The organism is Bacillus sp. 2B09, assembly GCF_003946835.1.
Classification (GTDB): domain Bacteria; phylum Bacillota; class Bacilli; order Bacillales; family Bacillaceae; genus Bacillus; species Bacillus altitudinis.
Genome location: NZ_RPSG01000001.1, coordinates 816,477 through 841,977, shown reverse-complemented (window position 1 = coordinate 841,977; position 25,501 = coordinate 816,477). Strand labels below are relative to the sequence as shown.

Annotated in this window: 27 protein-coding genes; 17 read left to right on the top strand and 10 right to left on the bottom strand. The window is 40.6% G+C overall.

What is annotated here, in order from left to right; all coding sequences use genetic code 11:
- The first annotated feature begins 1 nt into the window (after position 1).
- The 3 genes from EBQ12_RS04335 (at position 2) to EBQ12_RS04325 (ending at position 4,143) form a co-directional block, all read left to right on the top strand.
- A complete protein-coding gene (locus tag EBQ12_RS04335) occupies positions 2 to 2,788 on the top strand; it encodes an ATP-binding protein (protein ID WP_125589140.1) in 2,787 nt (928 codons plus the stop codon).
- Positions 2,789 to 2,850: 62 nt separating this feature from the next.
- On the top strand, positions 2,851 to 3,804 hold the full coding sequence (yhaM, locus tag EBQ12_RS04330) for a 3'-5' exoribonuclease YhaM (RefSeq protein ID WP_007497151.1): 954 nt from the start codon (positions 2,851 to 2,853) through the stop codon (positions 3,802 to 3,804).
- A 108-nt stretch (positions 3,805 to 3,912) separates the two neighbouring features.
- Positions 3,913 to 4,143, top strand: coding sequence for a sporulation YhaL family protein (locus tag EBQ12_RS04325; RefSeq protein ID WP_017360318.1), 231 nt, complete (start codon positions 3,913 to 3,915; stop codon positions 4,141 to 4,143).
- A gap of 55 nt (positions 4,144 to 4,198) precedes the next feature.
- Here the strand turns inward: EBQ12_RS04325 and EBQ12_RS04320 are convergent, their stop codons facing one another.
- A complete protein-coding gene (locus EBQ12_RS04320; protein ID WP_007497153.1) occupies positions 4,199 to 5,074 on the bottom strand; it encodes a peptidylprolyl isomerase in 876 nt (291 codons plus the stop codon).
- Positions 5,075 to 5,235: 161 nt separating this feature from the next.
- Between EBQ12_RS04320 and EBQ12_RS04315 the strand changes: the two genes are divergently transcribed.
- Together EBQ12_RS04315 and EBQ12_RS04310 are read left to right on the top strand one after the other, a co-directional pair.
- Positions 5,236 to 5,322, top strand: coding sequence for a YjcZ family sporulation protein (locus EBQ12_RS04315; RefSeq protein ID WP_008361129.1), 87 nt, complete (start codon positions 5,236 to 5,238; stop codon positions 5,320 to 5,322).
- Between the two features lie 145 nt (positions 5,323 to 5,467).
- Positions 5,468 to 5,557, top strand: a complete 90-nt coding sequence (locus tag EBQ12_RS04310; RefSeq protein WP_017360317.1) for a YjcZ family sporulation protein — start codon at positions 5,468 to 5,470, stop codon at positions 5,555 to 5,557.
- Between the two features lie 53 nt (positions 5,558 to 5,610).
- Here EBQ12_RS04310 and EBQ12_RS19490 read toward each other — a convergent pair whose 3' ends face one another.
- Complete coding sequence (locus tag EBQ12_RS19490) at positions 5,611 to 5,796, bottom strand: hypothetical protein (protein ID WP_072368131.1); 186 nt, start codon at positions 5,794 to 5,796, stop codon at positions 5,611 to 5,613.
- 82 nt (positions 5,797 to 5,878) lie between these two features.
- On the bottom strand, positions 5,879 to 6,397 hold the full coding sequence (locus EBQ12_RS04300) for a DUF3267 domain-containing protein (protein ID WP_007497155.1): 519 nt from the start codon (positions 6,395 to 6,397) through the stop codon (positions 5,879 to 5,881).
- Between the two features lie 234 nt (positions 6,398 to 6,631).
- On the opposite strand from EBQ12_RS04300, the gene EBQ12_RS04295 reads away from it, so the two are divergent.
- The gene (locus tag EBQ12_RS04295) at positions 6,632 to 6,976 is read left to right on the top strand and encodes a YhaI family protein (RefSeq protein ID WP_048002577.1); all 345 of its coding nucleotides are present in this window, start codon (positions 6,632 to 6,634) and stop codon (positions 6,974 to 6,976) included.
- On the opposite strand, the gene EBQ12_RS04290 is transcribed toward EBQ12_RS04295, so the two are convergent.
- Positions 6,954 to 7,568, bottom strand: a complete 615-nt coding sequence (locus EBQ12_RS04290; protein ID WP_048002576.1) for an HTH-type transcriptional regulator Hpr — start codon at positions 7,566 to 7,568, stop codon at positions 6,954 to 6,956. The two genes, EBQ12_RS04295 and EBQ12_RS04290, sit on opposite strands and share 23 nt — an antisense overlap.
- Before the next feature lie 187 nt (positions 7,569 to 7,755).
- On the bottom strand, positions 7,756 to 8,112 hold the full coding sequence (locus EBQ12_RS04285) for a YtxH domain-containing protein (RefSeq protein WP_007497160.1): 357 nt from the start codon (positions 8,110 to 8,112) through the stop codon (positions 7,756 to 7,758).
- A gap of 128 nt (positions 8,113 to 8,240) precedes the next feature.
- Here EBQ12_RS04285 and yhzF point away from each other — a divergent pair, with 128 nt between their 5' ends.
- Positions 8,241 to 8,432, top strand: a complete 192-nt coding sequence (yhzF, locus tag EBQ12_RS04280) for a membrane protein YhzF (protein WP_008348888.1) — start codon at positions 8,241 to 8,243, stop codon at positions 8,430 to 8,432.
- Between the two features lie 254 nt (positions 8,433 to 8,686).
- Here the strand turns inward: yhzF and EBQ12_RS04270 are convergent, their stop codons facing one another.
- From EBQ12_RS04270 to EBQ12_RS04260, 3 genes are all read right to left on the bottom strand, one after another.
- On the bottom strand, positions 8,687 to 9,205 hold the full coding sequence (locus EBQ12_RS04270) for a tryptophan transporter (protein ID WP_017360314.1): 519 nt from the start codon (positions 9,203 to 9,205) through the stop codon (positions 8,687 to 8,689).
- A gap of 125 nt (positions 9,206 to 9,330) precedes the next feature.
- A complete protein-coding gene (serC, locus tag EBQ12_RS04265; RefSeq protein ID WP_007497164.1) occupies positions 9,331 to 10,410 on the bottom strand; it encodes a 3-phosphoserine/phosphohydroxythreonine transaminase in 1,080 nt (359 codons plus the stop codon).
- Positions 10,411 to 10,568: 158 nt separating this feature from the next.
- Complete coding sequence (locus tag EBQ12_RS04260) at positions 10,569 to 10,997, bottom strand: HIT family protein (protein ID WP_008348883.1); 429 nt, start codon at positions 10,995 to 10,997, stop codon at positions 10,569 to 10,571.
- Between the two features lie 487 nt (positions 10,998 to 11,484).
- On the opposite strand from EBQ12_RS04260, the gene EBQ12_RS04255 reads away from it, so the two are divergent.
- Genes EBQ12_RS04255 through EBQ12_RS04245 form a run of 3 tightly spaced genes read left to right on the top strand, consistent with a single transcriptional unit; the run spans position 11,485 to position 14,192 of the window.
- Positions 11,485 to 12,225, top strand: coding sequence for an ABC transporter ATP-binding protein (locus EBQ12_RS04255; protein ID WP_008348877.1), 741 nt, complete (start codon positions 11,485 to 11,487; stop codon positions 12,223 to 12,225).
- Positions 12,218 to 13,438, top strand: a complete 1,221-nt coding sequence (locus tag EBQ12_RS04250) for an ABC transporter permease (RefSeq protein WP_017360312.1) — start codon at positions 12,218 to 12,220, stop codon at positions 13,436 to 13,438. The genes EBQ12_RS04255 and EBQ12_RS04250 overlap by 8 nt, the downstream gene beginning before the upstream one ends.
- 46 nt (positions 13,439 to 13,484) lie before the next feature.
- Complete coding sequence (locus tag EBQ12_RS04245; RefSeq protein WP_125589138.1) at positions 13,485 to 14,192, top strand: EcsC family protein; 708 nt, start codon at positions 13,485 to 13,487, stop codon at positions 14,190 to 14,192.
- 32 nt (positions 14,193 to 14,224) lie between these two features.
- Here EBQ12_RS04245 and EBQ12_RS04240 read toward each other — a convergent pair whose 3' ends face one another.
- Positions 14,225 to 15,409, bottom strand: a complete 1,185-nt coding sequence (locus EBQ12_RS04240) for a M20 family metallopeptidase (protein WP_125589135.1) — start codon at positions 15,407 to 15,409, stop codon at positions 14,225 to 14,227.
- An 80-nt stretch (positions 15,410 to 15,489) separates the two neighbouring features.
- On the opposite strand from EBQ12_RS04240, the gene EBQ12_RS04235 reads away from it, so the two are divergent.
- Positions 15,490 to 15,846, top strand: coding sequence for a hypothetical protein (locus tag EBQ12_RS04235; protein ID WP_125589133.1), 357 nt, complete (start codon positions 15,490 to 15,492; stop codon positions 15,844 to 15,846).
- Between the two features lie 58 nt (positions 15,847 to 15,904).
- On the opposite strand, the gene EBQ12_RS04230 is transcribed toward EBQ12_RS04235, so the two are convergent.
- Positions 15,905 to 16,390, bottom strand: coding sequence for an antibiotic biosynthesis monooxygenase family protein (locus tag EBQ12_RS04230; protein WP_125589131.1), 486 nt, complete (start codon positions 16,388 to 16,390; stop codon positions 15,905 to 15,907).
- A 127-nt stretch (positions 16,391 to 16,517) separates the two neighbouring features.
- Here EBQ12_RS04230 and EBQ12_RS04225 point away from each other — a divergent pair, with 127 nt between their 5' ends.
- The 6 genes from EBQ12_RS04225 to EBQ12_RS04200 all read left to right on the top strand — a co-directional run bounded on the left by EBQ12_RS04225 (position 16,518) and on the right by EBQ12_RS04200 (position 25,370).
- Entirely contained in the window at positions 16,518 to 18,653 is a 2,136-nt protein-coding gene (locus EBQ12_RS04225; RefSeq protein ID WP_125589129.1) for a transglycosylase domain-containing protein, read from the top strand.
- A 124-nt stretch (positions 18,654 to 18,777) separates the two neighbouring features.
- On the top strand, positions 18,778 to 19,836 hold the full coding sequence (gene hemE / locus EBQ12_RS04220) for a uroporphyrinogen decarboxylase (RefSeq protein ID WP_007497181.1): 1,059 nt from the start codon (positions 18,778 to 18,780) through the stop codon (positions 19,834 to 19,836).
- Between the two features lie 32 nt (positions 19,837 to 19,868).
- On the top strand, positions 19,869 to 20,807 hold the full coding sequence (gene hemH, locus EBQ12_RS04215; protein WP_017366949.1) for a ferrochelatase: 939 nt from the start codon (positions 19,869 to 19,871) through the stop codon (positions 20,805 to 20,807).
- Positions 20,808 to 20,829: 22 nt separating this feature from the next.
- On the top strand, positions 20,830 to 22,242 hold the full coding sequence (gene hemY / locus EBQ12_RS04210) for a protoporphyrinogen oxidase (protein WP_125589127.1): 1,413 nt from the start codon (positions 20,830 to 20,832) through the stop codon (positions 22,240 to 22,242).
- Positions 22,243 to 22,417: 175 nt separating this feature from the next.
- Positions 22,418 to 22,996, top strand: coding sequence for a TetR/AcrR family transcriptional regulator (locus tag EBQ12_RS04205; RefSeq protein ID WP_007497184.1), 579 nt, complete (start codon positions 22,418 to 22,420; stop codon positions 22,994 to 22,996).
- Between the two features lie 64 nt (positions 22,997 to 23,060).
- Positions 23,061 to 25,370, top strand: a complete 2,310-nt coding sequence (locus tag EBQ12_RS04200; protein WP_125589125.1) for a YhgE/Pip domain-containing protein — start codon at positions 23,061 to 23,063, stop codon at positions 25,368 to 25,370.
- Positions 25,371 to 25,501 lie beyond the last annotated feature (131 nt).

Sequence of the window (25,501 nt, the reverse complement as noted above, 5' to 3'; positions counted from 1 at the left end):
GATGAAAATACGTTCACTCCATATTGCGAATTTCGGGAAATTTTCCAATCAAACCTTCCACTTTTCTGATGACGGTTTTCAGTTAGTTTACGGCCTGAATGAATCGGGGAAAACGACATTGAAGGCGTTTATTGAATCGATGTTATTTGGTTTTTCCAAAAGCCATATGTATAAGCCAAAGCATGGCTCATTTTATGGCGGGTCTCTTACATGTTTAGATGAAGAATTAGGTGTGATTCATATTGAAAGAACATCTGATCATGGCGGACAAGCTCAGGTGTTGCTGCCAAATGGTGAAGTGAAAGATGAAGCGTTTCTACATGCGATGTTAAAGGGAACGGATCGCAGATTATACCAATCGATCTATTCTTTTGACGTGTTTGGTCTGCAAAATGTACAAGCATTAAATCAAGATCAAATAGGGGAATTTCTACTCTTTTCAAGTTTGTTTGGCTCAGATGCGGCATCCAAAATGGACAGCAGGCTGCTAAAACAGCAGGAGCAGCTTTTTAAACCGAATGGACGTAAGCCTGAATTAAATCAGCAGCTTGATCATGTAAAAGAGCTGTCAGGTAAGTTAAAACAGGCCAAATTGGTAGAAAGTCGTTATACCGCAAAGAAAAAAGAACAAGCTGAATTAACCGAAAAGGTAGAAATGCTTCAGCATGAAATGAGACAGACTGAAGAAGAGATTCAGCTTTTGACGGAACATATTCGACTTTATCCTATGATAGAAAACAAGCTAGAGTTAAAAAAAGATTTGGCTAGTTATCCAGAACGAGTCAAACGGTTTAGACCGGAAACCGCGCATGAACTTGATAAATTAGAATCACACCTTCACCCAAAAAAGGCGCAAGTGACGGCACTGAAACAAAAATTAGATCATTTGCAAACGTCGCTCACGCAAGTTCAGCCACTCTATGACAAGGATACGGTATTGGAGATGAAGCGAGTCATAGCTGAATCATCTGATGCTGAACTTGTGAAGAAACGCTTAGCAGAAGGGAAATCAGAGCAGAATTCTTTGAAACAAAAAATAGAAGAAGCATCAGCGAAGCTGAAGTGGCAGCGTCCAATCAAGCTTGACCAGCTGGATGATTCACTTGACTTTGAGTGGGAATTAAAAGAGGCTGTGAGCCAATACGTTCGTTTAATGGATAGGAAAACACAGCTCGATGACCGGTTTGATCATGCAAGACATGAGCTTGAAGAAGCGGAAACCGCTCTAAAAGGATTAAAGGAACAGCCCGTTAATCAGCAAGATGCAGAAGATGTCAGGGGCACAAGGGCTACAGTGAAACAGAATCATTCCAGAGTGTGGTTATTCCCGCTGATGTTCGTGCTATGTGCTGTCACTCTCACGGTCTTATTCGTTTTAGCAGAGAGCTGGGTGACGTTACTGTTTGCAGGATTTTCCGTATTTATCTTGATCGCTATTTATCCAGTGCTTAAACAGACTCAGATGAAAGAAGCAAACGACAGTAACGCCTATCATTCTTTTCAAGTTCAAACAGCTTCAGCTGAAACGCTAGTGAAGCAAAAGGAGCTTTTATACGAAAGAATGATACAGCAATATGAAGACTGGGAGCGGGAACTGGAACCTGTACAGCAGCAAGTAGAAGATATGAGAAGGCAGCTGGGTTTGTCCTCAGAGCTCTCATTCCTTGTGGAAGCTTTCCATATCTTAAAACAATTAAAAGCGAATACAGCGGCATATGAGGCGCTTAACAAGGAAATAGAGATGCTCACACAGCAGCAATCGACCTACGAGCAAAGAGTTTCAGCGCTCATGAGTCTCCTTCAAAGAAAAGAAGGGACCATTCAAGAGAATATCTCAGCCTTTCAAGAGATATTGAAAGATGAGGAAAAAAGAGAAAAAGAACGTCAGACATTACACGTATCCATTCAACATGTAGAGCAGCAGCTGACAACATTAGAAGGAGAAGTTCAATATTATGAAAAACAAACGGACGAGCTTTTTCGAAAAGTAGAAGCAGCGTCAAAAGAAGATTATCATGTCCTATCTCATCTATCCAAAGAATACCGGGAGCGGCTGTACAATTTGCAGCAGCTGAACCAAGAGCTGCACAAAAGCGGTTATATAGATGAGGAAGAGGTCATTGTCCGTAAAGGTTTACGCACCCTTGAGGAGCAGTGTGCACAAGCAAAAAGACGTCTGAATGACATGCAAGAGAATGTGACGAATATGAAAAAGCGCTTGGCAGAATTAGCAGTAGAAATACGCCAAATAGAAGCATCAGGTACGGTGTCTGATTTGACTCATCAGCTTGCTGTAGAGCAGGAGCAGGCAAAGCACCTAGCGAAAAAATGGGCGGCTATTCAGCTCGTTCGTTCCGTCATTCGAGAGAAACTCAATGAGCATAAAGAAACGAGGCTACCAGCACTCCTCCAAACAGCTTCCCGATTTATTCAGCCGTTAACGAATGATCGATATGAAGTGATTTTATTTTCTGCCGAAGATGACCGGCTGATTGTGAAACGGAGGGATGGACGCCTATTCCGCCCGGAGGAGCTTTCACAAGCAACATGTGAGCAGATTTATCTCTCGATTCGTTTTGCACTTGCTTTGTCCCACCAGCAAGATTGTCAGCTCCCATTTATGATGGATGACAGTTTCGTTCACTTTGATCATGTCCGTCTAGAAAGGGTACTGGAGCTGATGAATGAACTCACTCGTTTTGAAACACAGCTGTTTTATTACACTTGTCATCATTATATGAAACAAGCAGCGGAAAACGGGCAGATTACGAGTTTAGCAGTGGAATGATTGACAAATTATGACTTATGTTATACTTATATGAGCAGAAACATGGAAGGAGCATTTATTGAATGGCTAAAGGGATCATGACCTATGACGTCGGCGAACAAGTTGACCTGCATTTATTAATTAAATCATCTACTAAAGGGATTGCGAGTAATGGCAAACCATTTTTAACGTTAATTCTTCAAGATCAAAGTGGAGATATTGAGGCGAAGCTATGGGATGCAAAGCAGAATGATGAACTCACATATGCCGCACAAACCATTGTAAAGGTAGTAGGTGATATTCATCATTATCGCGGAAGGAATCAGCTGAAGCTTAGGAATATACGTCCTGTTGCTGAAAACGAGCAAATCCGCATTGATGATTTTCTAGAAACAGCTCCTATTCCAAAGCACGATATGATGGATACCATCATGCAATATATTTTTGATATGAAAAACCCTAATATTCAGCGTGTCACAAGACATTTGCTGAAGAAATATGGACAGGAATTCGCTGATTACCCAGCAGCTACGAAAAACCATCACGAGTTTGTTTCGGGTCTTGCCTATCACGTGGTATCGATGCTTCATTTAGCGAAATCCATTGTTGATCTATACCCATCACTTGATCGAGATCTTTTATATTCAGGGATCATTCTACATGATTTAGGGAAAGTCAAAGAGCTTTCGGGTCCTGTCTCCACCACATATACAGTAGAAGGGAACTTAATTGGCCACATTTCTATTATGGTGACAGAAATTGCGAAAGCCGCAGAGGAGCTTGGCATTGATTCTGAGGAAATTCTGATTCTGCAGCATTTAGTGCTGAGTCATCATGGAAAAGGGGAGTGGGGCAGTCCTAAACCACCAATGGTGAAGGAAGCGGAAATTCTCCACTATATAGATAATTTAGATGCAAAAATGAACATGATGGATCGTGCGCTTGAGCATGTGAAGCCAGGAGAATATACAGAGCGTATTTTTGCACTAGAGAATCGTTCGTTTTATAAACCAACCTTTCACAATGAATCATCATGATAAAACGCCCGTTTGATGCGGGCGTTTTTTTTCATAACTTGTCTTCTTTTCGCATAAGCATGTAACACAAAGGGAGAGAGGTTTGTCCTAAAAAAGGAGGCGAAGACGATGTTGTTTTTTCCATGGTGGGTATATGCATGTATCATTGGCATTATTTTTTGTGCCTATAAATTAATGACGACAGCCAAAGAGGAGCAAGAGATTGATCAATCCTTTATTGAAAAAGAGGGAGAAATCTTTATCGAACGAATGGAGCAGGAGAGAGAGCGTAGACGTCAAGGACAGCAAATGAAACGATCACAGGAAACGGCGAAGCATGAGGACCATTCGATTGCATAATCAATAAGAATAAAAAAACCCCTCTACAAGTTCATGTAGAGGGGTTTTTCGTTCATTATTGGTTTGTTGTTTGTTGTGTGGTTTGCTCAGATTTTTCTTTGAATGTATTTTCAAGTTCTTTATCTTTTACTTTCACATCAGCATCTTTCACCAATTTGTTTAAGATCGTCTGAATTTCATTGTTATCTGCTTGTTTTTGATCAAGCAGTTCTTTTTTCAAGTCTGCTTTCATGTCATCGTATTTACCGCGTTCTTCGGTCTTTTTAATGATATGGTAACCAAATTGAGATTTTACTGGTTTGCTGATTTCATTTACTTTTAGTTTGAAGGCAGCTTTACTGAAGTTCTCATCCATTTGGCCATCTTTTGCGAACCAGCCTACATCGCCGCCTTGTGCTGCTGAAGCAGTGTCAGTTGAATATTCAGATACAAGGTCATCCCATTTTTCGCCTTTATCTAATTTCTTTTCTACTTCATCTGCTGTTTTCTTGTCAGCAACTAAAATGTGGCTTGCACGGATTTTCCCTTTTAGGTCATCATAATACGCTTTTACTTCTTTGTCAGTGATTTTGATGTTAGCTTTGGCAGCCTTTTGAGTCAGCAGCTCATATTTTACTTGATCTTTGATGTAATCTTTTCCGAATTCATCTTGAAGTTGTTTTAAACGATCTTCACCAAGTGTCTTTTTATATTCTTCCAATTTCTTATCAATTTCTTTATCTGATACTTTGTATTTGTCAGCAAGAACCTTTTGTTGAACAAGTAGGTTTAAAGCATCTCCACCTGCTTGTTTTTTAAGTGTTGTGTAAAGCTCTTCTTTTGTGACATCTCCTGATTTTGTTGTTGCGATCACTTCTTTGTCACCGCTACTGCATGCGCCAAGAGTTAAAACACTTACTGCTGTTACAGCTGCTAAAGCCATTTTTTTCATTCAAAAAACACTCCTAATCTTTCCAATTTATTTATCATTGCTTGTATCATAACATATTGTGACATGCTGTAAAAAGAAATGCAAATGGGAGGGCATTCGTCTAGTCAAATTTTTGCGACCAACATACACATATATTGATCACAAAAAGGAGGCTGAATTATATGGGAGCAGGATATTCTAATGGGTTTGCTTTATTGGTCGTGCTATTCATTTTGCTGATCATCGTTGGTGCAGCATATCTTTATTAATTAAATCGCTGTGACAGAAAGGAGCCGTCCTGCCATGCGTGCGGGCGGTTCTTTTTTAAAACGATGACAAGTGCCTAAACGTTTTAAAATTTTCTGCATACACTGAGCTTAGAACAGAGGAAGAACTGGCAGGAGGTGTTTTCACATGGGAGGAGAAGTCTTTGCTGGCGGTTTTGCACTAGTCGTCGTATTATTCATCTTATTGATCATTATCGGTGCATCTTGGATTTGCTAATAGATCATCATACACAAAAAGCTGCCATCAAACAGGCAGCTTTTGCTTTGATCTTAAATAGATATGGTAATTTCAACAAATGATGAGATCAGTAAGATCAGTATCGATACATTGATAAAGCGAAACACCTTATCTTGCCGTTCTTCAGGAATCTCTCTGACAAGGCATAATGTATTAGTAAGCCTGTTTATTGAATACACAATAAACGCGGCAAAGACGATGAAGTAAAATAAAACTATCGGAGATCCCCCCTCTCTATGCTATTCCCATACTACATTACCAAATTTTTTATGAAAAAGATAGAAGTTGGCTTTAAAAACCTCATGATGAGGAAGTTGGGTCAACTAAAATATCAAACTCGTCTTGGGCTTGATCAATGATGCATGATTTTGGCGCTTTGAGCAGTTTCCAAGCAAATAAAAAGTCAGGCAAACAATAGCCTGCATGAATACTTGCGATCATGATAAAATAGTGTGCGTACATTGGAAACGCCATTCCTAAAACAAAGTAAACAGGTGAGATGACACAAAACGGGCTGAGCAGTGAGAAAAGCATCACTCTCTTAGGCACGCGCTGCCAGCAATTTCGTTTAAATAACGTCATTTTTTTCTTATGTTTCATGACTGGGATCAAGTGAACCACGCGGTGGACAAGCAATGTCGCAAGTAAAAGCACGACAAAAAGTGGTGCATTGTGACTGCTGAGTCTCGTTTCAGGATGAGTCAGTTGAAAACATAAAAATGCCATAATGAAAAAAAATACAGTAAGACATATGGCTGAAATCATCATTCTCGTATAACCATAATCCTTTTCAAGATTAATGGTCTTCCAACAATTCATTTTTCATCCTTCCAATCTCAAAAAAACTAATTGAATATCTCAAGATAATTTACTCTTCCTGAGGATAAAAATCAATGGTTTTCATGAAAAAAAATAAATTGTTACATTCATATGGAGTAAAGAGAGGAAACTTTGGGTTTTTCAAGAAAAAAAGACATAAGAGGGAGGTTCGTCTCTTTCGTCAATGAGTAATTTCGGCTAAAATAGAGTGACTAAGAGAAAGAGGGAACGTACATGAGTATTGAGGAACGAATGAGCCAGCTCGAATATTATATGGAACTGTTACTGACGGCGACAGATATGAGCCGTTATCCATATTATGCGCTATTGATCCGGCAGCGTGTATCGAAAGAAGAGGCAAAGGACATTGAGCGTATTTGTGTTGAGCTCTCAGATGAAATGGACAAGCAAAAAGCACAAGGCTACGTCATGTTCGACGATCTCCTTGCGCTGTTTGCGGGACAGTTAATTGAAAAGCTGGATGTTCATGAGACGATTTTTGCTTTGCATGATCAAGGGCTGTTTCAGCCGTTAATGAATGAATTTATAAAGATCATTAAACAATTTGATTTGCTTTAGCCGCTTTTTCCTCTGCTGTGTCTTCAAGTTCTTCAGGCTTTTTCGTGACTTTCCCACGTTCATTCAAAAAGTCCTTCTCAATGTTTGAAAACGATTTCTCAAAAATCTCCATGAAATCCTCACCATAAATGTTTCGGATAATACACATCATTTCTAAAATTTCAGGGAACTTTCCGTAAATGTCATGAAGCGGCTGTGCGCCTTTGACAATACCAGTTCGGGCCGGGTCGTAATCTTCGAGTAGTTTATGGAATGTCTCTTCGCCTTTTGGCGTTAGCTCAATATACGTATTGCGTTTATCGTTTAACTTTTTAGAAAATTTTAAAAATCCTCGTTCCTCCAGTTTCTTGGAGAAGTTAAACGCCGTTGATACATGCATGACGCCAAACTTTGCAATTTCTGATATTGAAGCTCCTTTTAATTGATACGCAATCCACAAAATATGATGTTCATTGATATTTAGGTTATACGGTTTGATCCACTGCTGCCAGTCCTTTTCAATGGATTTCCAAAGAGCTTTGCTCAATTGGGCCATTCTTTGACTGAATAAAAGTGCTTCTTTTACATCGAAAGGCTGTTCCGAATGATTCATCCATTTCACCTACTTCTCTTTTTCTTGTAATTCTATTATGCCAATAAAATAAAGATTAATAAAGCTGAAAATTCAAGAATTTTTAAAAGTCATGAAAAACATTGACAAAATAACCTTTTTTCAACAAAAAAAGTGCGGGATACGCACCCCGCACACTTTTGTAAACGAATATTTTTTTGTGAGTATATTAGTTTTGTAAGGTTTTCTCCAGTTGTTTGAGCTTTTCCTCAATTTCCTGAATTTCCTTTTGTAAGTCCTGCTGATGAGGTTTGATTTCCTCGCGCCATTGCTGAATGGATGTTTGCAATTCAGTTCCGACCTCTTTAATGACCTCAGCACTTTCTTTTGCGGTTTCAACAATCTGCTCTTTTAAAGCTTGTCCATCTCTTTTTAATCTTGTCAGCGTATCTTCGAATTTGTCATAGCCGTCTTTCATCTTTCCGCGTACATCTCTGCCAGAAGAGGGAGTCGTCAGGAGCACTGCCGCACCTCCGAGGAGACCGCCTACAAATAATCCTGTTAATAAAGAACGTCCACTAGCCATTCCAATCACCTCTAGTCAAATTTTACACATTCGCATGTTCTCTCTGAGCTGACGATCAGCTTCATTGAACTTCCATACATAGCTTGCTTTATTTTAGCATACTTTTGAAGAAAAGGGAGGGGAGAAGGTTGTCTGTCTTTCTGTTCGTTTTTACGTGTATGTGTGTGATTTTCGCAGGTGGTTCTATTCATTATGTAAGGCAGCTTGGGTATGCAGGGTCTTATCCGCCAAAACATGTATTAAGACAAAAAGCAATTGTGTGTGCTGCAGGTGCAGGGATTTCGCTCTCCATTTTGCTGCTTACCCTTTTTCTTTTATAGAAGCATGAAATAAAACTCTTCATCTAATGAAGAGGTTCCAGCATGTAGACAAACCCTCGCATTCGTTGTCAGTCCTGCGTGCAGGTGCTCACGAATGTCAAATTCGCTCCGCGCCAGTACTCGTCCTTCCTAGACTTCAAGGGCTTTCAATCATGCTGAAAAGAAGACAAAGGGCTAAAATAAAGAATCATTTTAGCCCTTTGTCAACAATATGAAAAAAACCTCTTCATCTAATGAAGAGGTTCAGTTATTCGTTAAGCGACTTCAATCATTCTTGCGCGCTTTAATATGGACTGAGCAATCGGGAAGACAAATACCATAGCTATCGTATTGATCACAGTTGCTGGCAGGACAACACCTACAAGAAGTGCTGGTAACGCAGCCGGCAGTCCAGTAATCAGTAAAGCGGCAGATAGGAAAATCACGCCCGATACGACGGTCCCAACAGCGGTGAGTACAGCGGTCAGAACGACTTTGTTCTTGATCTTCAGGCAAGATAAGAAAAGGGCTAAGAAGATAAAGGCTGTCACCGGTTTATCAATCATATTTGGAATTTGTCCGCCTGGAAAACCTGTTGTCAAAGCGGAAATGACCCCAGTAACTAGGGCGATCACAACGACATGCTGTACTTTCGGAAAAAGGATGATGCTTAAAAACATCATAACCAGCATCATATCAGGTTTCATTCCAAAAAAGATGGGCGGGAAAATCGTATGCAAAACAGCTCCCATTGCTGCAAGCAATGACATAATCACTAATTCTTTTGTTTTCATTTCTATGCTCTCCTCTGCTAAGCTCTTAGAACTCTCCAATAATATGGCTGATCATTTATTGCAAGAGTCATGACTTTATATTTCTCGTTATTATAACAAATTTATTTCACGATAGAAAAGCCTTTTTACTCATTTTCTTGCTGGAACTTTTTCATAAAGTCCGCAAGCTTTTGGCAGTCTTCTATAGAGACGGCGTTGTAAATCGAGGCTCTGCATCCGCCAACAGAACGGTGGCCGGCGAGTCCAACCATTTGTTCTTGTTTTGCTTTCTCCACAAAGGATGCAGTGAGTGCATCATCACGCAGGGTAAACGTGACATTCATATGTGAACGGCTGTCAGCACGTGCATGCCCTTTGTAAAAACCGCCACTTTGATCAATCGTATCATACAGAAGCGCTGCTTTTTGTTCATTGCGTTTTTCTGCTGCTTCTACACCGCCCGCCTGTTTCACATGCTCCAGGACAAGGGACAGCATATAAATCGCAAAAGTTGGTGGTGTGTGATAAAGAGAATTGGCTTTGGCATGTGTTGAATATTTTAAAATTTTAGGTGTGCCGCTTTTTTCTTTCTCTAATAAACGTTTGCGCGCGATCACAATCGTGATACCAGAAGGCCCTAGATTTTTTTGTGCCCCGGCATAAATGAAATCAAATGAAGACACGTCTATTTTTTTGCTGAGAATATCACTGGACATGTCGGCAATAAGCGGGAGTGACGTGTTCGGGAACGTTTTCCACTGAGTACCGAAAATGGTATTGTTCGATGTGATGTGCAAGTAAGCACCGTCATTTAAAACGGACGCATCTACATCTGGAATATACGAATAGTTGTCGTCTTCACTTGAGGCAAACACTGATGTTTCACCAAACCCTTTTGCTTCTGACAAGGCTTTCTCTGACCAAGCACCTGTTTGGATGAAATGAGCCGTTTCGCCTTCATGTAAGAAGTTCATCGGAATCATTGCAAATTGAAGACTTGCCCCGCCTTGTAAAAAGAGGACCTCATAATCTTCTGGAATGTCCATCAATTCTACCAAGAGTGCTTTCGCTTTATTGTGGACTTCTTCATACTCACCGCTGCGATGAGAAAGTTCCATCACAGACATCCCGGTTTGTTTAAAATCAACAAGTTCTTCCTGTGCTTTTTGAAGCACTTCTAGCGGCAGCGCCGCCGGACCAGCATTAAAATTCGTCGTTCGCTTCATCACAATCTCTCCCTATTTCTCGCGTTAATGGATCAAAAGATAAAACCATCCTATCACAAATTTGAAGCATTTGGACAAAAAATTTGAATCGTCCTAAATATCTTACGATTCAGAGGATAAGCTCAGAAAAGAGGCGAAAAAAAGAAAAACCTCATCAATTAAGATGAGGTAAGGCGCGTATGGATGGCAGAAGAAATGTCTTTTAAATCCTCTGATGTATATTGATCTTGGTGAGATTTCCATACGGCACCAAAGCCGTCGCCTTTGCCATAACGCGGAATAATATGCATATGGTAATGGAACACAGATTGTCCGGCTTTTTCACCGTTGTTGTTCAGAAGGTTTAAACCAATTGGTTCAAATTCTTGTTTGATGGCTCTAGCGATTTTTGGAATCGCTTGGAAGTAATGATTAGACACTTCTGGTGTCATGTCATAAATGTTTTCTTTATGTATTTTCGGGATTACAAGGGTATGTCCTTTTGTTACTTGGCTGATATCAAGAAAAGCCAATACATGCTCGTCTTCATATACTTTTGCACATGGAATGTCTCCATCAATGATCTTGCAAAAAATGCAGTCGCTCACGCCATGTCACTCCTCATTATTTTTCCTTTATCGTATCACAAAAAGAAGAAAAAAAGAAAACAGGACAAGCGAACTCCTTTGGTCGCTCATCCTGCTCCTGCAGAAGAAATGCTGATGCTTTCATTTGATATGCCTTTTGAATTCTTTATTTACTGAAATAAAGAATTCATATGCCTGCTATTTCTGCCGTAAACACCTCATTTGACGTTTTGGTTCGTCGTATACATATTTGTATAGGACACAAAAATCAAGAATCAGTGAAGCAAAACAGAAGCTAAGGTTTTTAGATGAAAAACCAACTTGTCATGCGGTTATTGCCTTTAACAAACACCTCATTTACGTATTGGTCATCAAGTTCATTTCTTCTACATACATTATGATGACCAGTATGCCGATGTTTTATTCATGAGTTGTCTATAGGTAAACATTTCAAATTGTCTTTCGTTTTTGGTACTATAAAGGAAAAAAGAAAGAAAGGAACGAACTGATGTCCCTTCTAACTGTAAAAGATGTAACGGGTGGATATACAAAGAATCCCGTTCTGAAAAATATTTCATTTGAATTAGAAAGAAACCAAATCGTTGGTCTCATTGGCTTAAACGGGGCGGGAAAAAGTACAACCATTCGTCATATTATTGGATTAATGAAACCTCATAAAGGGGTCATTGAGCTGAACGGACGAACCCTTCAAGAAGATCAAGAGGCGTATCGTTCACAATTTACGTTTATTCCAGAGACACCTGTCTTATATGAAGAATTAACGTTAAAAGAGCATTTAGAGCTGACAGCGATGGCTTACGGCCTTTCAAAAGAACAATTAGAAGAACGTCTGCCGTCTTTGCTGAAGGAATTCCGAATGGAGAAGCGATTGAAATGGTTCCCTGCTCATTTTTCTAAAGGGATGAAGCAGAAGGTGATGATTATGTGTGCGTTTCTTGTGGAGCCAGAGTTGTATATTATCGATGAGCCGTTTTTAGGGCTTGATCCGCTTGCGATCAACGCATTATTAGAACGGATGAATGCGGCGAAACAAAACGGCGCAAGTGTTCTGATGTCAACGCATATTTTAGCCACAGCGGAACGTTATTGTGATTCCTTTATTATTTTGCATGAAGGGGAAATTAGAGCGAAAGGAACACTGACAGAACTAAGAGAGCAGTTCAACATGAGAGATGCGACACTCGATGATCTTTATTTGGAATTAACAAAGGAAGAAAGCTATGAGTAAAACAACGCAAACCATTTGGAAATCTCGATTAGAAGAACACGTACAAGAAACAAGAAAATATTTAAAATATATGTTCAACGATCATCTTGTGATTGTGCTCATTTTTTTCCTTGCAGGCGGGGCGAGTTGGTACAGTAATTGGCTGAAGCATATTCCAGCTCACTTCCCATCCTATTGGGTCATGGCAGTTGTTTTCTCATTGGTACTGACTAGTTCTTACGTGCGAACGTTGATCAAAGAGGCAGATCTTGTGTTTATGCTTCCTTTGGAAGCTAAGATGGACCCTTATTTAAAACAAGCGTTTAACTTTAGCTTCATTTCTCAGTTATTTCCTTTGATTGCCGTGTCCATTATTGCACTTCCGCTATATTCGGCTGTCTCCTCAGGCGATCTGATGCTATATGTGCTCATTTTGGCGCAAATGATCTTAATAAAAGGTCTGAATACAGCGATTCAATGGAGAATCACTTATTTTCAAGGGAAACATGTCAGATGGATTGATGCAGTGATTCGTTTTCTGCTCAATACAATGTTAATGTATACCGTTTTACAAGCAGCTTATGCCATTGCCATCGTTTTTTATCTTTTATATGCTGTCTATCTCATTTACTTAACAAATGCAGTAAAAAAACAGCCTTTTCAATGGGAATTGCATATTTCTGATGAGTTAAAACGAAAACAGCGTTTTTACCGCTTGGCAAACTTATTTACGGATGTCCCTCATTTAAAGAAACAAGTGAAAAGAAGGGCGTATATGGACTGGGTCTTGCAGTTTGTCCCTTATGAACAGCGTAAAGCTTTTTCTTATATGTATGTGAGGGCGTTTTTACGTTCAAATGACTATTTTGGTCTTGTGTTTAGGTTAACGGTCGTGTTTGTGCTCATCCTCTTGTATACAGGTGCAGCAGGCTGGGTGGGGGCATTACTTGTCTTGTTTACAGTCTTTATCACAGGTGTACAGCTTGTCCCGTTAACAAAGCACTTTGCTCATCTGTCGTTACAGGCACTTTATCCTGTGTCTCAGCAAGAAAAAGATCGAAGCTTTTTTGTTCTCGTACGAAATGTGCTCATCATCCAGTCAATTTTACTGAGCTCCGCCGTTTTCCCAGCAGGTGGATGGAAGGGAAGCGGACTTGCTCTTCTCATTTCATTGGTATTTGTGCTTGTCCTATTCAAGCCTTACGTACAAAGCAGATTAAAAAAGATGAGATAAGCGTTTTTTACAGCGAGCGTATGATGTCACCAAGGAGGGAACTGGGATGAATGCAGCTGAACGGGAACTGTATGAAGAGGCCATTTTTTTTCAAATGCGTTTTTTAAGAAAACCATCCAAGATCGAGCGGTTTTCAAAAGGCGTTCAGCAGCAAGTGAATCGCCGAATCCCTGCTCGATTTCATCAAGTCATCACAAGTGCGGTGAAAACAATGGTTGAATCCACCGTATCAGGAAGCCATTTTACTTCATTTACAGTCATTAATGAACAATTGTCTCTTGTAGAGCGAAATGAGCTGGCAAAGGAAAAGGTGACATATTATCAAAAGGCCGCTGCGATTGAAGGAATTGGCACAGGTGCGGGTGGATTGTTTCTCGGAATGGCGGATTTCCCTCTCCTTTTAAGTATCAAGATGAAATGTCTTTATGAGCTTGCCTGTATATATGGATTTGATTTGTCTCAAAAAGAAGAAAGGCTCTTTTTGCTTTGTATTTTTCAACTCGCCTTTTCAAGCAGTGCACACCGTCAAAAAATGATGAAACTCATTGAAGAATGGGAAACAACCCGGGAAGAAATGGATTGGTATAGCTTTCAGCAGGAATATCGAGATTATATTGACCTTGTGAAGCTGTTTCAATTAATGCCTGTGGTCGGTGCCGCTGTTGGCGGAGTGGCAAATCATCAGCTGACAGGACAGCTTGGTGAAGTCGCACGCCATGTGTTTCACTTGCGTGTGTTGAAAGAATTGAAATAGAAAAGCCGCTGTTGGGCAGCGGCTTTTTTTCATTAATCGTAGGAAAGGACGGCATGAGCGAGTACCTTTGCTGCGACAGGCATTGCGTTTTCGTTAATATCAAATTTCGGATGGTGGTGTGGATACACATCTTGGCTGTTTTCTGGCATAGCGCCTGTGTAGAAGAAAGTACCAGGAACATGCTGAAGGTAGTAAGCAAAGTCTTCTCCGCCCATTTGGGTTTCGGCTTCTTTTACTTCTGTGACTCCTTCTGTCTGTTTGGCTATTTCTGCTATATATTCAGTCGGTGCAGGGTGATTTTTGACTGCAGGATAGCCTCTTACATATTCATAAGTATAAGAGGCATCGTGCATGTGGCAGACACCTTTCACCACCTGTTCAATTTCACGTTCAATGATATGGCGTGCACTCTCTTCAAAGGAACGTGCAGTACCTGTTAGCACGGCCGAATCTGCAATGACGTTAAAGGCATTTTCAGCGACAAATCCCCCTACAGATACCACCGCAGAATCAATCGGATTGACTTTACGGGCCACGACCTGCTGAAGATTGGCTACAATTTGTGAACCGATGAGTACGGCATCTTTCGTCAGGTGCGGCTGTGCGCCATGTCCACCTTTCCCTTGCACTTGAATAGAGAAACGATCGGCGGCTGCCATAAAGTTCCCGCTTTTATAAAGAACAGTGCCGCATGGCTCTGAGGACCAAAGGTGGGTGCCGAAAATGACGTCAACACCGTCTAAACAGCCATCTTCAATCATTGGTTTTGCACCGCCGGGGGCATATTCTTCAGCGTGTTGATGAATGAGGACGATTTTTCCTTTTAATTGATCTCGGTGCTCATGTAAGATCTTCGCTAAGACGAGAAGTGTTGCTGTGTGGCCATCGTGACCGCATGCGTGCATGACGCCAGGTTTTGTTGAACGGTAAGGTACATCCTTTTCATCATGAATGGGAAGTGCATCAAAATCAGCTCTCAGTGCAATGGTCGGTCCAGAGGAAGCTCCTTCAATAAAAGCGAGTACACCATGTCCACCTACATGTGTGCGTGTTGGGATATGTAATCTGTCATAATATTGAGCGATGTAAGCAGCTGTTTCCTCTTCCTGAAAAGAAAGTTCTGGATTCATATGGAGATGGCGTCTAATTTCAACCATTTCCTCATAATGTTCATCAAGACGTTCATTGATCCTTTTGTGTAAAGTGGATACTGTCATTGATCCGAAAACCTCCTTTATACTCTTTTACTGATTGTATGGTAATTGTTAGAATCTTTCAACAGAAGAGGATGTCGAGAATGACAGAAAAGGTCATTTTACATAAAAGTCGAAGGTTAAGTATGAAGCTTGCAAAAGGGGGAGTGGCATTGGGAAGCTGTCCAAATTGTTCAAAAGCATTTTCTTTCGTCGAAAAATTTCATTTATCGCATACGAGAATGATGCTTTGTCCAAGCTGCCGGCATCAAATCAAAGAAACGTTCGTTTCGAAAATGAGCTTTTTAATGATTTGTTTGATTCCACTGTTGGTACTACTTATTCAGATGAAAGGTGCTTCACCTATGTTCAAATGGCCCATCTTATTAGGATGGATCTTGCTGAATTTTTATGTGCTTCAGCCAATCATTCATCGGTACGAGCTTAGAGAAAAGCGTTGAAAGCCCAGCAGAAGGGCTTTTTTTTATGAAAAAAAGAAGTGCGAAGAGTAGCACTTCCTTAATGGTCTATGACGGCATGATAGGATGTCAGATAGGCAGGACGAGAGAAGATGGAGCCAGTATCCTCGTGCGGCTGAAAGAATGCTTCTGACTCTTGAAAGTCTTGAAATAAGTCTTCAGATTCCCAAAGGGTCAAAATTAAGTACACTTCTTCATCCTTTTTTGGTCTTAACACACGAAGCGCCTGAAAGCCGCGCTGGTGCTCTGATATGTTTGTTTTTTTCTGAAAGGTGGATTCAAAAAGTGCTCTGCTTTCGAGCTTTACAGGGATATGATTCAGCGTGACAAAGCCAGATTGGACGAGCTCACCTTTTGTATAAATCACATCATAGGAATGGGGTGCTTTAAAGACTGTCTCACCCTCCGTTTCATGAAAAAGAGCCGCTTGTTCCTTACCGACCGTATAAAGCAGATTTTCAAGATGATGTTTTTTTGCGATTTTTTGCAAAAAGTCTGCTGTTCCATATGTAATATAGAAATTCATCTAAACCGCCTCCTGCTTGATAGTATAACAAAAGAATGATATATAATTCTTTGGTAGTCAATCCATAAAACATATTATGAAGCAATACATCCCATACTATCCGTATAAAGGAATGAGGTGACCTAATTTGAAGAAAAAGAAGATAATCATTCCATTAGTCATTGCAGGAAGTACAATCGTGCTTTCATTTATTGGCTATCTGACCATTTTATTTTTAGGACATTATGTCATAGATGAGAAGAAGCTCGTTTTTCACGCTTCCTCGAAAATCATTGATCAGAATGGAAAAGAACTCACAAGCATGTATTCAGAAAATCGGGACCCTGTGTCATTAAAAGAGGTCCCAGATAAAGTGGCGAAAGCTTTTGTTGCTGTAGAGGACAAGCGCTTTTATGAGCACCACGGAATTGATGCACAATCGATTTCAAGGGCGGTTTATCGAGATATATTAGCAGGTGGAAAGGTAGAAGGCGGCAGTACCATCACCCAGCAGCTCGCCAAAAATATCTTTCTCACAAATGATAAAACGTTTCTTCGAAAAACAAAAGAAGTCATTATTGCGATCAATTTAGAAAGAGATTATTCAAAGGACAAGCTGCTTGAAATGTATTTGAATCAGCTTTACTTTGGTCATGGCGTCTATGGGATCCAAGCAGCGGCCAATTACTATTTTAGTAAAGATGTAAAAGATCTCACTGTCAGTGAAGGAGCTACACTTGCTGCCATGCCAAAGGCACCTTCAACGTATTCCCCTGTTCTACACCCAGATAAAAATAAACAAAGACGGGATACCATCCTGAATTTAATGAATGAACAAGGATATTTGTCTTCTACAGAAACAGTTGAAGCAAAAGGAAGAACACTTGGTATTCATTTAAAAAAGAAATCAGAAACCCCTTGGGTGGACAGTTATGTAGATCTCATGATTAAAGAAGCAGAATCACAGTATTCGATTTCGCATGAACAATTGCTTCAAGGCGGCTATACCATTACGGTACCAATCGATATGAATTTGCAAAAAGTTGCCTATGATGCGATGAAAAACAATCGTTATTTCCCGGGAAAAAGCGGGTCACCTGAAGGAAGCGCTGTGTTTATTGACAACGCATCTGGTGGTGTAAAAGCAGCAATAGGTGGACGAGAATATCAGGCAAGAGGCTATAACAGAGTCACAGCTGTTAGACAGCCTGGTTCTGTCTTTAAGCCGATCGCAGTATATGGTCCAGCGATTCAGGAGAAAAAATTCAGACCATATTCACTGCTTGAGGACAAGGAAAAAAGCTATGACGGCTATTCTCCAAAGAACTACGATGGACAGTACGAGGGCAGGGTCACGATGGTAGAGGCTCTCATGAAAAGTAAAAATACATCTGCCGTATGGACGTTAAGCCAGCTTGGCATCGATACGTCTAAATCCTATCTTGAGAAAATGGGGATGGATATTTCGGATAAAGGACTTGCCATAGCGCTTGGCGGTTTAGAAAAAGGGGTTTCTCCGTTGCAGATAGCTGGAGCATTTCATACATTTGCAAATGAAGGCGTCTATAAAAAGCCGTTCTTCATTCAAAAAATCACGAATGATGATGGTGAAACCGTTGAAAAAAATCGAAACAAAGAAGAACGAGTGTTTAGCGTACAAAATGCTTGGAATATGACAAGAATGCTTCAACAGGTCGTCAAAGGCGGAACCGCTCAGAGCGGATCATACGCTGGAGATTTGGCTGGTAAAACAGGCACAACTACGTATTCCGGTGTCAAAGGGGCAACGAAAGATGCTTGGTTTGCTGGCTACACGCCTAGTACAACAGGGGCAATCTGGATGGGGTATGACAAAACGGATAACAGTCATTATTTAACTGGCGGCAGTCAGTATCCAGTGCAGTTAATGAAAGATATTTTAACGACCGCTCAAATAACCAATGAAACATTCCAAAAACCAGAGGGAATTAAAGAACTTCAATCGCCAATCCATTTAGAAGGACTGTCAGGCTTTGAAGCACGTTATGCATTTAAAATCAAAGGGCTCTTTACATTGGAGCTGTCATGGGATGAACAGGAAGACAAACGCGTTGAATATCGTATTTATGAAAAGAGAAATGGAAGCGAGACCCTGATCGACTCAGTAACAGGAACAAACAGCTACACAATGCCGTATGCAAATGTGTTTTCAGATGTGCAGTATAAAGTTGTTCCATACAATACTCAAACACAAGAAGAAGGCGAAGGTAGTGCTTATATCAAGCCAGAGGCTTTTGGACGTTAATATTCGGCGATTTTTTGAACATTGAGCCGCTTTAGTATACCGAGCCTTGAAAAAGCGGTATAGTAAAAGCAGTGTTTGAGCCTTATACAAAGAGAGTGTGAGGCGAAAGGTGGAATGAAAGGTAATGGGAAAAACGAAGGCTTTTAATGACACGTTCTTAAAGGCGTGCAAAGGGGAAAAAACAGACCATGTACCGGTTTGGTATATGAGACAGGCAGGACGCTCGCAGCCTGAATATCGTGCCCTTAAAGAAAAATACGGGCTATTTGAAATTACGCATCAGCCAGAGCTATGTGCTTACGTAACAAGACTTCCTGTAGAACAATATGGTGTAGATGCCGCTATTTTATATAAAGATATTATGACTCCGCTTCCAGCTATTGGAGTGGATGTTGAAATTAAAAATGGAATTGGACCAGTGATTGACTCGCCTATTCGGACAAAGGCAGATATCCAGCGTCTTGGAGAGCTTCATCCTGAAGAAGACCTGCCATATGTGCTTGATACGATCAAGCTGTTAACAGAGGAGCAGTTGAATGTTCCGCTGATTGGTTTCGCAGGTGCACCTTTTACGATGGCAAGCTATATGATCGAAGGCGGTCCATCTAAAAATTATCATAAAACAAAGGCGCTCATGTACAGTGAGCCAGAGACATGGATGCTTTTGATGAATAAATTAGCCGATATGACGATCACATACATACGCGCTCAGGTAAAAGCAGGCGTCCGAGCATTTCAAATCTTCGACTCTTGGGTTGGCGCTTTAAATGCAGCAGATTACCGGACCTTCATTAAGCCTGTCATGCAGCGTATTTTCACAGAGCTGAAGTCTGAAAACGTACCAATGATTATGTATGGTGTCGGTGCGAGCCATCTGGCGAAAGATTGGCATGACTTGCCGCTTGATGTCGTTGGACTGGATTGGCGTATGAGTATAGACGAAGCGCGAAAAGAAGGCTTAACAAAAACGTTACAAGGAAACCTTGATCCAACGATTTTACTTTCTCCTTGGGAAGTGATTGAAGAAAGAGCAAAAGCGATTTTAGATCAAGGGATGAAATCAGATCAATTCATCTTTAACTTAGGTCACGGGGTATTTCCTGATGTCTCACCAGACACGTTAAAGAAGCTGACAGATTTTATTCACGATTATTCAGCTAAACATAAAAAGACATCCATCTAAATGATTTCAAATGATCTGAAGGAGTGTTGGTTGTGGAGAAAAAGAAAATGGGGCTACTTGTCATGGCATATGGCACCCCATATAAAGAAGAAGACATTGAACGTTACTATACACATATTCGTAGAGGCAGAAAGCCAGAGCCGGAGATGCTGCAAGATTTAAAGGACCGCTACAAGGCAATTGGCGGCATTTCTCCTTTATCAAAAATTACAGAACAGCAGGCAAATGGCTTGTGTGAACATTTGAATGAGATCCAAGACGAGATTGAATTTCATGTATACATTGGGTTAAAACACATCGAGCCTTTCATTGAAGATGCGGTCGCTGATATGCACCGAGATGGCATCACAGAAGCGGTGAGTATTGTCCTAGCACCGCACTTCTCCACATTTAGTGTGAAATCGTATAACAAACGTGCACAAGATGAAGCAGAAAAGCTTGGCCATCTGAATATTACTTCTGTTGAAAGCTGGTACGATGAGCCGAAGTTTGTGGACTATTGGGTGAAACAAGTGAAAGAGACGTATGCATCCATGAGTCAGGAAGAAAGAGATTCAGCAGTGCTGATTGTGTCTGCACACAGTCTTCCTGAAAAAATTATTGCAGCAGGGGACCCATACCCTGATCAGCTTGCACAATCTGCAAAAATGATTGCTGAAGGTGCAGGAATTGAGCATTATGAAATTGGCTGGCAAAGTGAAGGCAATACGCCTGATCCGTGGCTCGGACCAGACGTACAGGATCTCACACGTGACCTATTTGAACAAAAAGGCTATAAAACATTTGTATACGTGCCTGTTGGATTTGTCGCTGATCACCTTGAAGTGTTATACGACAATGATTATGAATGTAAAGTCGTCACGGATGAAATTGGCGCAGCCTACTATCGTCCAGAAATGCCAAATGCGAAACCAGCATTTATTGATGCACTGGCAGCAGTCGTATTAAAGAAACTGAATGAAAGCAAGTAATCATATAAAAGAAGGCGATCCTATGCATGACAATCAAAAACACCTTGTCATCATTGGCGGTGGCATCACAGGTTTGGCCGCCGCCTTCTATTTGGAAAAGGAAATTGAAGAAAAAGGCCTTCCTATCCAAATATCTCTTATTGAAGCGAGTCCTAGGCTAGGTGGAAAAATTCAAACATTATATAAAGACGGTTATATCATTGAACGTGGACCCGATTCATTTTTAGAAAGAAAGGTCAGTGGACCCCAGCTGGCAAAAGATGTTGGCCTATCTGATCAGCTCGTCAATAATGAAACAGGGCAAGCGTATGTATTAGTCAATGAAACCCTTCATCCGATGCCAAAGGGGGCTGTCATGGGCATTCCAACTCAAATCAGTCCTTTCATTACAACTGGGCTTTTTTCAGTTGCCGGAAAAGCACGTGCAGCGATGGATTTCGTTTTGCCAAAAAGCAAACAGACAGAAGATCAATCTCTTGGGGAATTTTTTAGAAGACGTGTGGGTGATGAAGTGGTGGAGAATTTAATTGAACCGCTACTATCAGGCATTTATGCTGGTGACATTGATCGCCTGAGCTTAATGTCTACCTTCCCGCAGTTCTATCAAACAGAACAGAAGCATCGCAGTTTGATTCTTGGGATGAAAAAATCACAGCAACATGCAAAATCGCAACAAGTGACAGCGAAAAAGCAAGGACAGTTCCAGACAATCAATCAAGGGCTGCAAGCACTTGTTGAAGCGGTCGAAAGTAAACTCAAGCTGACGAAGATTTACAAAGGGACAAAAGTGACCCAGATCGAAAAAGCCGAGGGAGGCTATAGCGTTCAATTAGACAGCGGTCAAACGCTTTTTGCAGATTCTGCCATTGTGACAACTCCTCACCAATCGATCTATTCCATGTTTCCAAAAGAAGCAGGGCTTGAGTACTTGCATGACATGACATCGACTTCTGTTGCAACAGTTGCACTCGGATTTAAAGAAGAGGATGTTCACAATGAATATGATGGTACTGGTTTTGTCATCTCAAGAAATAGTGATTTCTCCATTACAGCATGTACGTGGACAAATAAGAAATGGCCTCACACTGCACCTAAAGGAAAAACATTGCTCCGTGCATACGTTGGGAAAGCTGGCGATGAATCAATTGTCGAACAGTCTGATCATCAAATCGTGAGCATCGTGCTGGAGGATTTGAAGAAAATCATGGATATTAAAGCAGATCCAGAGCTGACGACAGTGACTCGCTGGAAAACAAGCATGCCGCAATATCATGTGGGTCATCAAAAAGAGATTTCGACGATGAGAGAAACGTTTAAGCAATCATATCCTGGTATTTATATCACGGGTGCTGCATTTGAAGGTGTTGGGATTCCTGATTGTATTGATCAAGGAAAAGCTGCCATCTCAGAAGCTGTATCTTATCTATTTTCATAAAAAACAAACTCCCTTTTCTGTCATGGAAAGGGAGTTTTTCATGTTCGTATGTTTAGAAAAGAGTGGTGAATAATAAAATTGAACAAAGTTGTTGCATCTGACGAAAAAGATGTGGTATATTACTTTCTGTACTTAATGACCGAAACGTTCAAATAGTCATTTTGGGAGTGAGATCATGAGTGTTGATAGGAGACAAATGATTTTAGATGGAGCAACAAAGGCGTTTACCCAGTTCGGGTATAAAGCCACGACAATGGACCTTGTAGCAAAGCTTGCCAACGTCGGAAAAGGAACGATTTATACCTTTTTTAAAAACAAAGAAGAGCTGTTCGATGAAATTTTCACATCACTGTTAATGGAGATGAGGAAAATTGCAGATGAAGCAATAGATGAGAAGAATAGTTTCTCAGAAAATCTTCACTTAGCACTCTTTGCAATATTAGAATTTCGAAAAAACCACCAACTTACAATTAAAATCTTTCAGGAAAATGCGGAGCTTGGCACATCAGCAGTGAAAGAAATGATTGAAAAAATGGAGCAGATGATCATTCGCTATATTAAAACAAAAGTAAAAGAAGCGATTGAAAAAGGCGATATTAAGCCCTGTGATCCTGAATTGACGGCATTTGTGATGGTGAAACTATATATTGCACTTATTTTTGACTGGGAAAAGCGATATGAGCCTTTAACAAAAGAAGAGGTCGCTGAATCGCTCGAGCTTTATGTACTAAAAGGACTGTCTGCAACAACATAATTTTTTTTAAGTTCAAATGACCGAATTCTTAATTTAGTCATTCATCAATGGGAGGAAAACAGCAATGAATTTAATTCGGAATCAATGGAAAGACATTGTGACGAGCAAAAAACTACTGATCCCGATTTTAGCTGTCTTATTTATTCCACTGATTTATAGTGGTGTATTTTTAAAAGCTTACTGGGATCCATATGGTACAGTTGATCAATTACCTGTAGCGGTTGTCAACTTGGATGAAGGCAGTCATTATGACGGCAAAACCCTTCAAGTGGGCGATGATTTAGTGAAGGAATTGAAGAAAAACGATAGTTTTAAATGGCATTTTGTTGATAGTGAAGAAAAGGCCATCAAGGGGTTAAATAACGAAGACTATTATCTCGTCGTCGAGATTCCGAAAGATTTCTCGAAAAATGCGAGTACAGTACTAGACAAACATCCGAAAAAATCGAATCTGAAATATTATACGAATCCAGGCGCAAACTATGCTGCGTCTCAAATTGCGAATAACGCCATTATCAAATTAAAAGATTCGGTTTCAAAGGAAGTCACAGAAAATTATGCAGAGGTCATCTTTGATAACTTCAAAACGATTGCAAAAGGATTAGATCAAGCAAGCGATGGAGCGAAGAAAATTGATGACGGAACAAAAAGCGCAAAAGACGGTAGCCAAAAGTTAAAAGACAATCTGGCGAAATTGGCAGAAGGAACGTTAACGTATAGCGAAGGTGTTCATCAGTTTGCAGGAAAAATGGGTGAACTGAACACTGGAATTCAATCTCTTGATAGCGGTCTTGGTCAGCTCTTAACAGGCTATCAAACGATTGATCAGAAATTTGGTGAGCTTGGCACAGGAATTGATACATTGACCGAAGGGTTAAACACAAGCCGTGAAGGACATGAGCAGCTTTCTTCTAAAATGCCGCAATTCACAGCAGGCATTGAGCAGCTGAACAATAAAGCACAGTCATTTTCAGAAAAAATCGCTGCTGTGGAGAAAGTATTGTCTTCACCTGAATTAGCGAATCTTGAAAAGATGGCGCCTAAGATTGATCAGGTGAAAAAAGATGCAAAAACGTTTAGTACCAAACTTGCTTCTTTAAAAGAAGCATTATCTAATCGAGATGCAAAAGTAAAAAGTATCATTCAAAACAGCTCGATGACAGATGAAGAGAAAAAGGCGGCAATGGATCAGCTAGACAGTCTGCCTACAATCGAACTGCCTGATTTGTCTGGTCTTGAGCAAAGCTTAGCGGCGCTGCAGGAACTGCCTGACGCAAGTGAAGTTCAGTCTGCGGTTGCATCTGCAAAAGCACAGCTACAGCAAGTCAAGCAGCTGCCAGAGAAAACAGAACAGCTGTATACATCAACAGTCGCCATACAAAATGCGATTGATCAAATGACATCCGGTACGAATAAATTGTATCAAGGTGCACTGAAGCTTCAAACGGGCCAAGGGAAATTACAAGATGGCCTGCAAACAGCAAATGGAAAGCTTGATACAGCGAAAAGTGGTGCGGATAAACTGGCAAATGGTTCAAGCCAGCTTAGTGCAGCATTGAATAAACTAGAAAGTGGATCAGCGAGTATCCAAAGCAACTCATCTAAACTGGCTGAAGGGTCAAAATCCCTTGATAAAGGATTAGGTGACTTAAAAAGTGGGACTGGAAAGCTTTCTGATAAGCTAAAAAGCGCTGCAGATGAAACAGGAGACATTGATGCGGGGCAGGACAACTACAATATGATTGCAAGCCCAGTCAAAACAGAGAATGATACAGCGAAAAAAATTGATAACTATGGAACAGGGCTCACACCATATATTTTATCAATGGGACTCTTTGTTGGAGCTCTTATGCTGACTGTTGTATTCCCAATGAAAGATCCTGCAGGACGCCCTAGAAATGCGTTTGAATGGTTTGTCAGCAAATATAGTGTGCTTCTCTTAGTCGGTATCTTGCAGGCAGTGATTGCAAGCACCATGCTGATCTTTGGGCTTGGACTTGAAGTGGAAAGCCTCTGGCGCTTCTATCTCTTTGCAATCATCGTCAGTCTGACATTCCTAGCGATCATTCAGCTTCTTGCGACGACGATGGGGAATCCAGGACGCTTCATTGCCGTCATTATCTTGGTTCTTCAGCTTGCAGCAAGTGCGGGTACATTCCCGCTTGAGCTTGTACCAAAATTCTTCCAAGTCATTCACAGTCTGCTTCCAATGACGTATACCATCAACGGATTTAGAACGATCATTGCAAGCGGTGATAACAGTTATTTATGGCACCAAGCAGCGATTCTTGGAACAGTAGCCATCATCATGATGGCTGCAACAACAGCATACTTTGCTTGGAACATAAGAAAAATGAAACAAGAAGAAGCATAATCAAAAAAACCTTTCTCTTCCATGAGAAAGGTTTTTTTGATTAGAAATTAGACATCAGGAACCCGAAGCGATATATTTTAAGAAGGATGCTGAAAAAAGGCATGCTTGGAAAGAATTTCTTTTAGATGAAG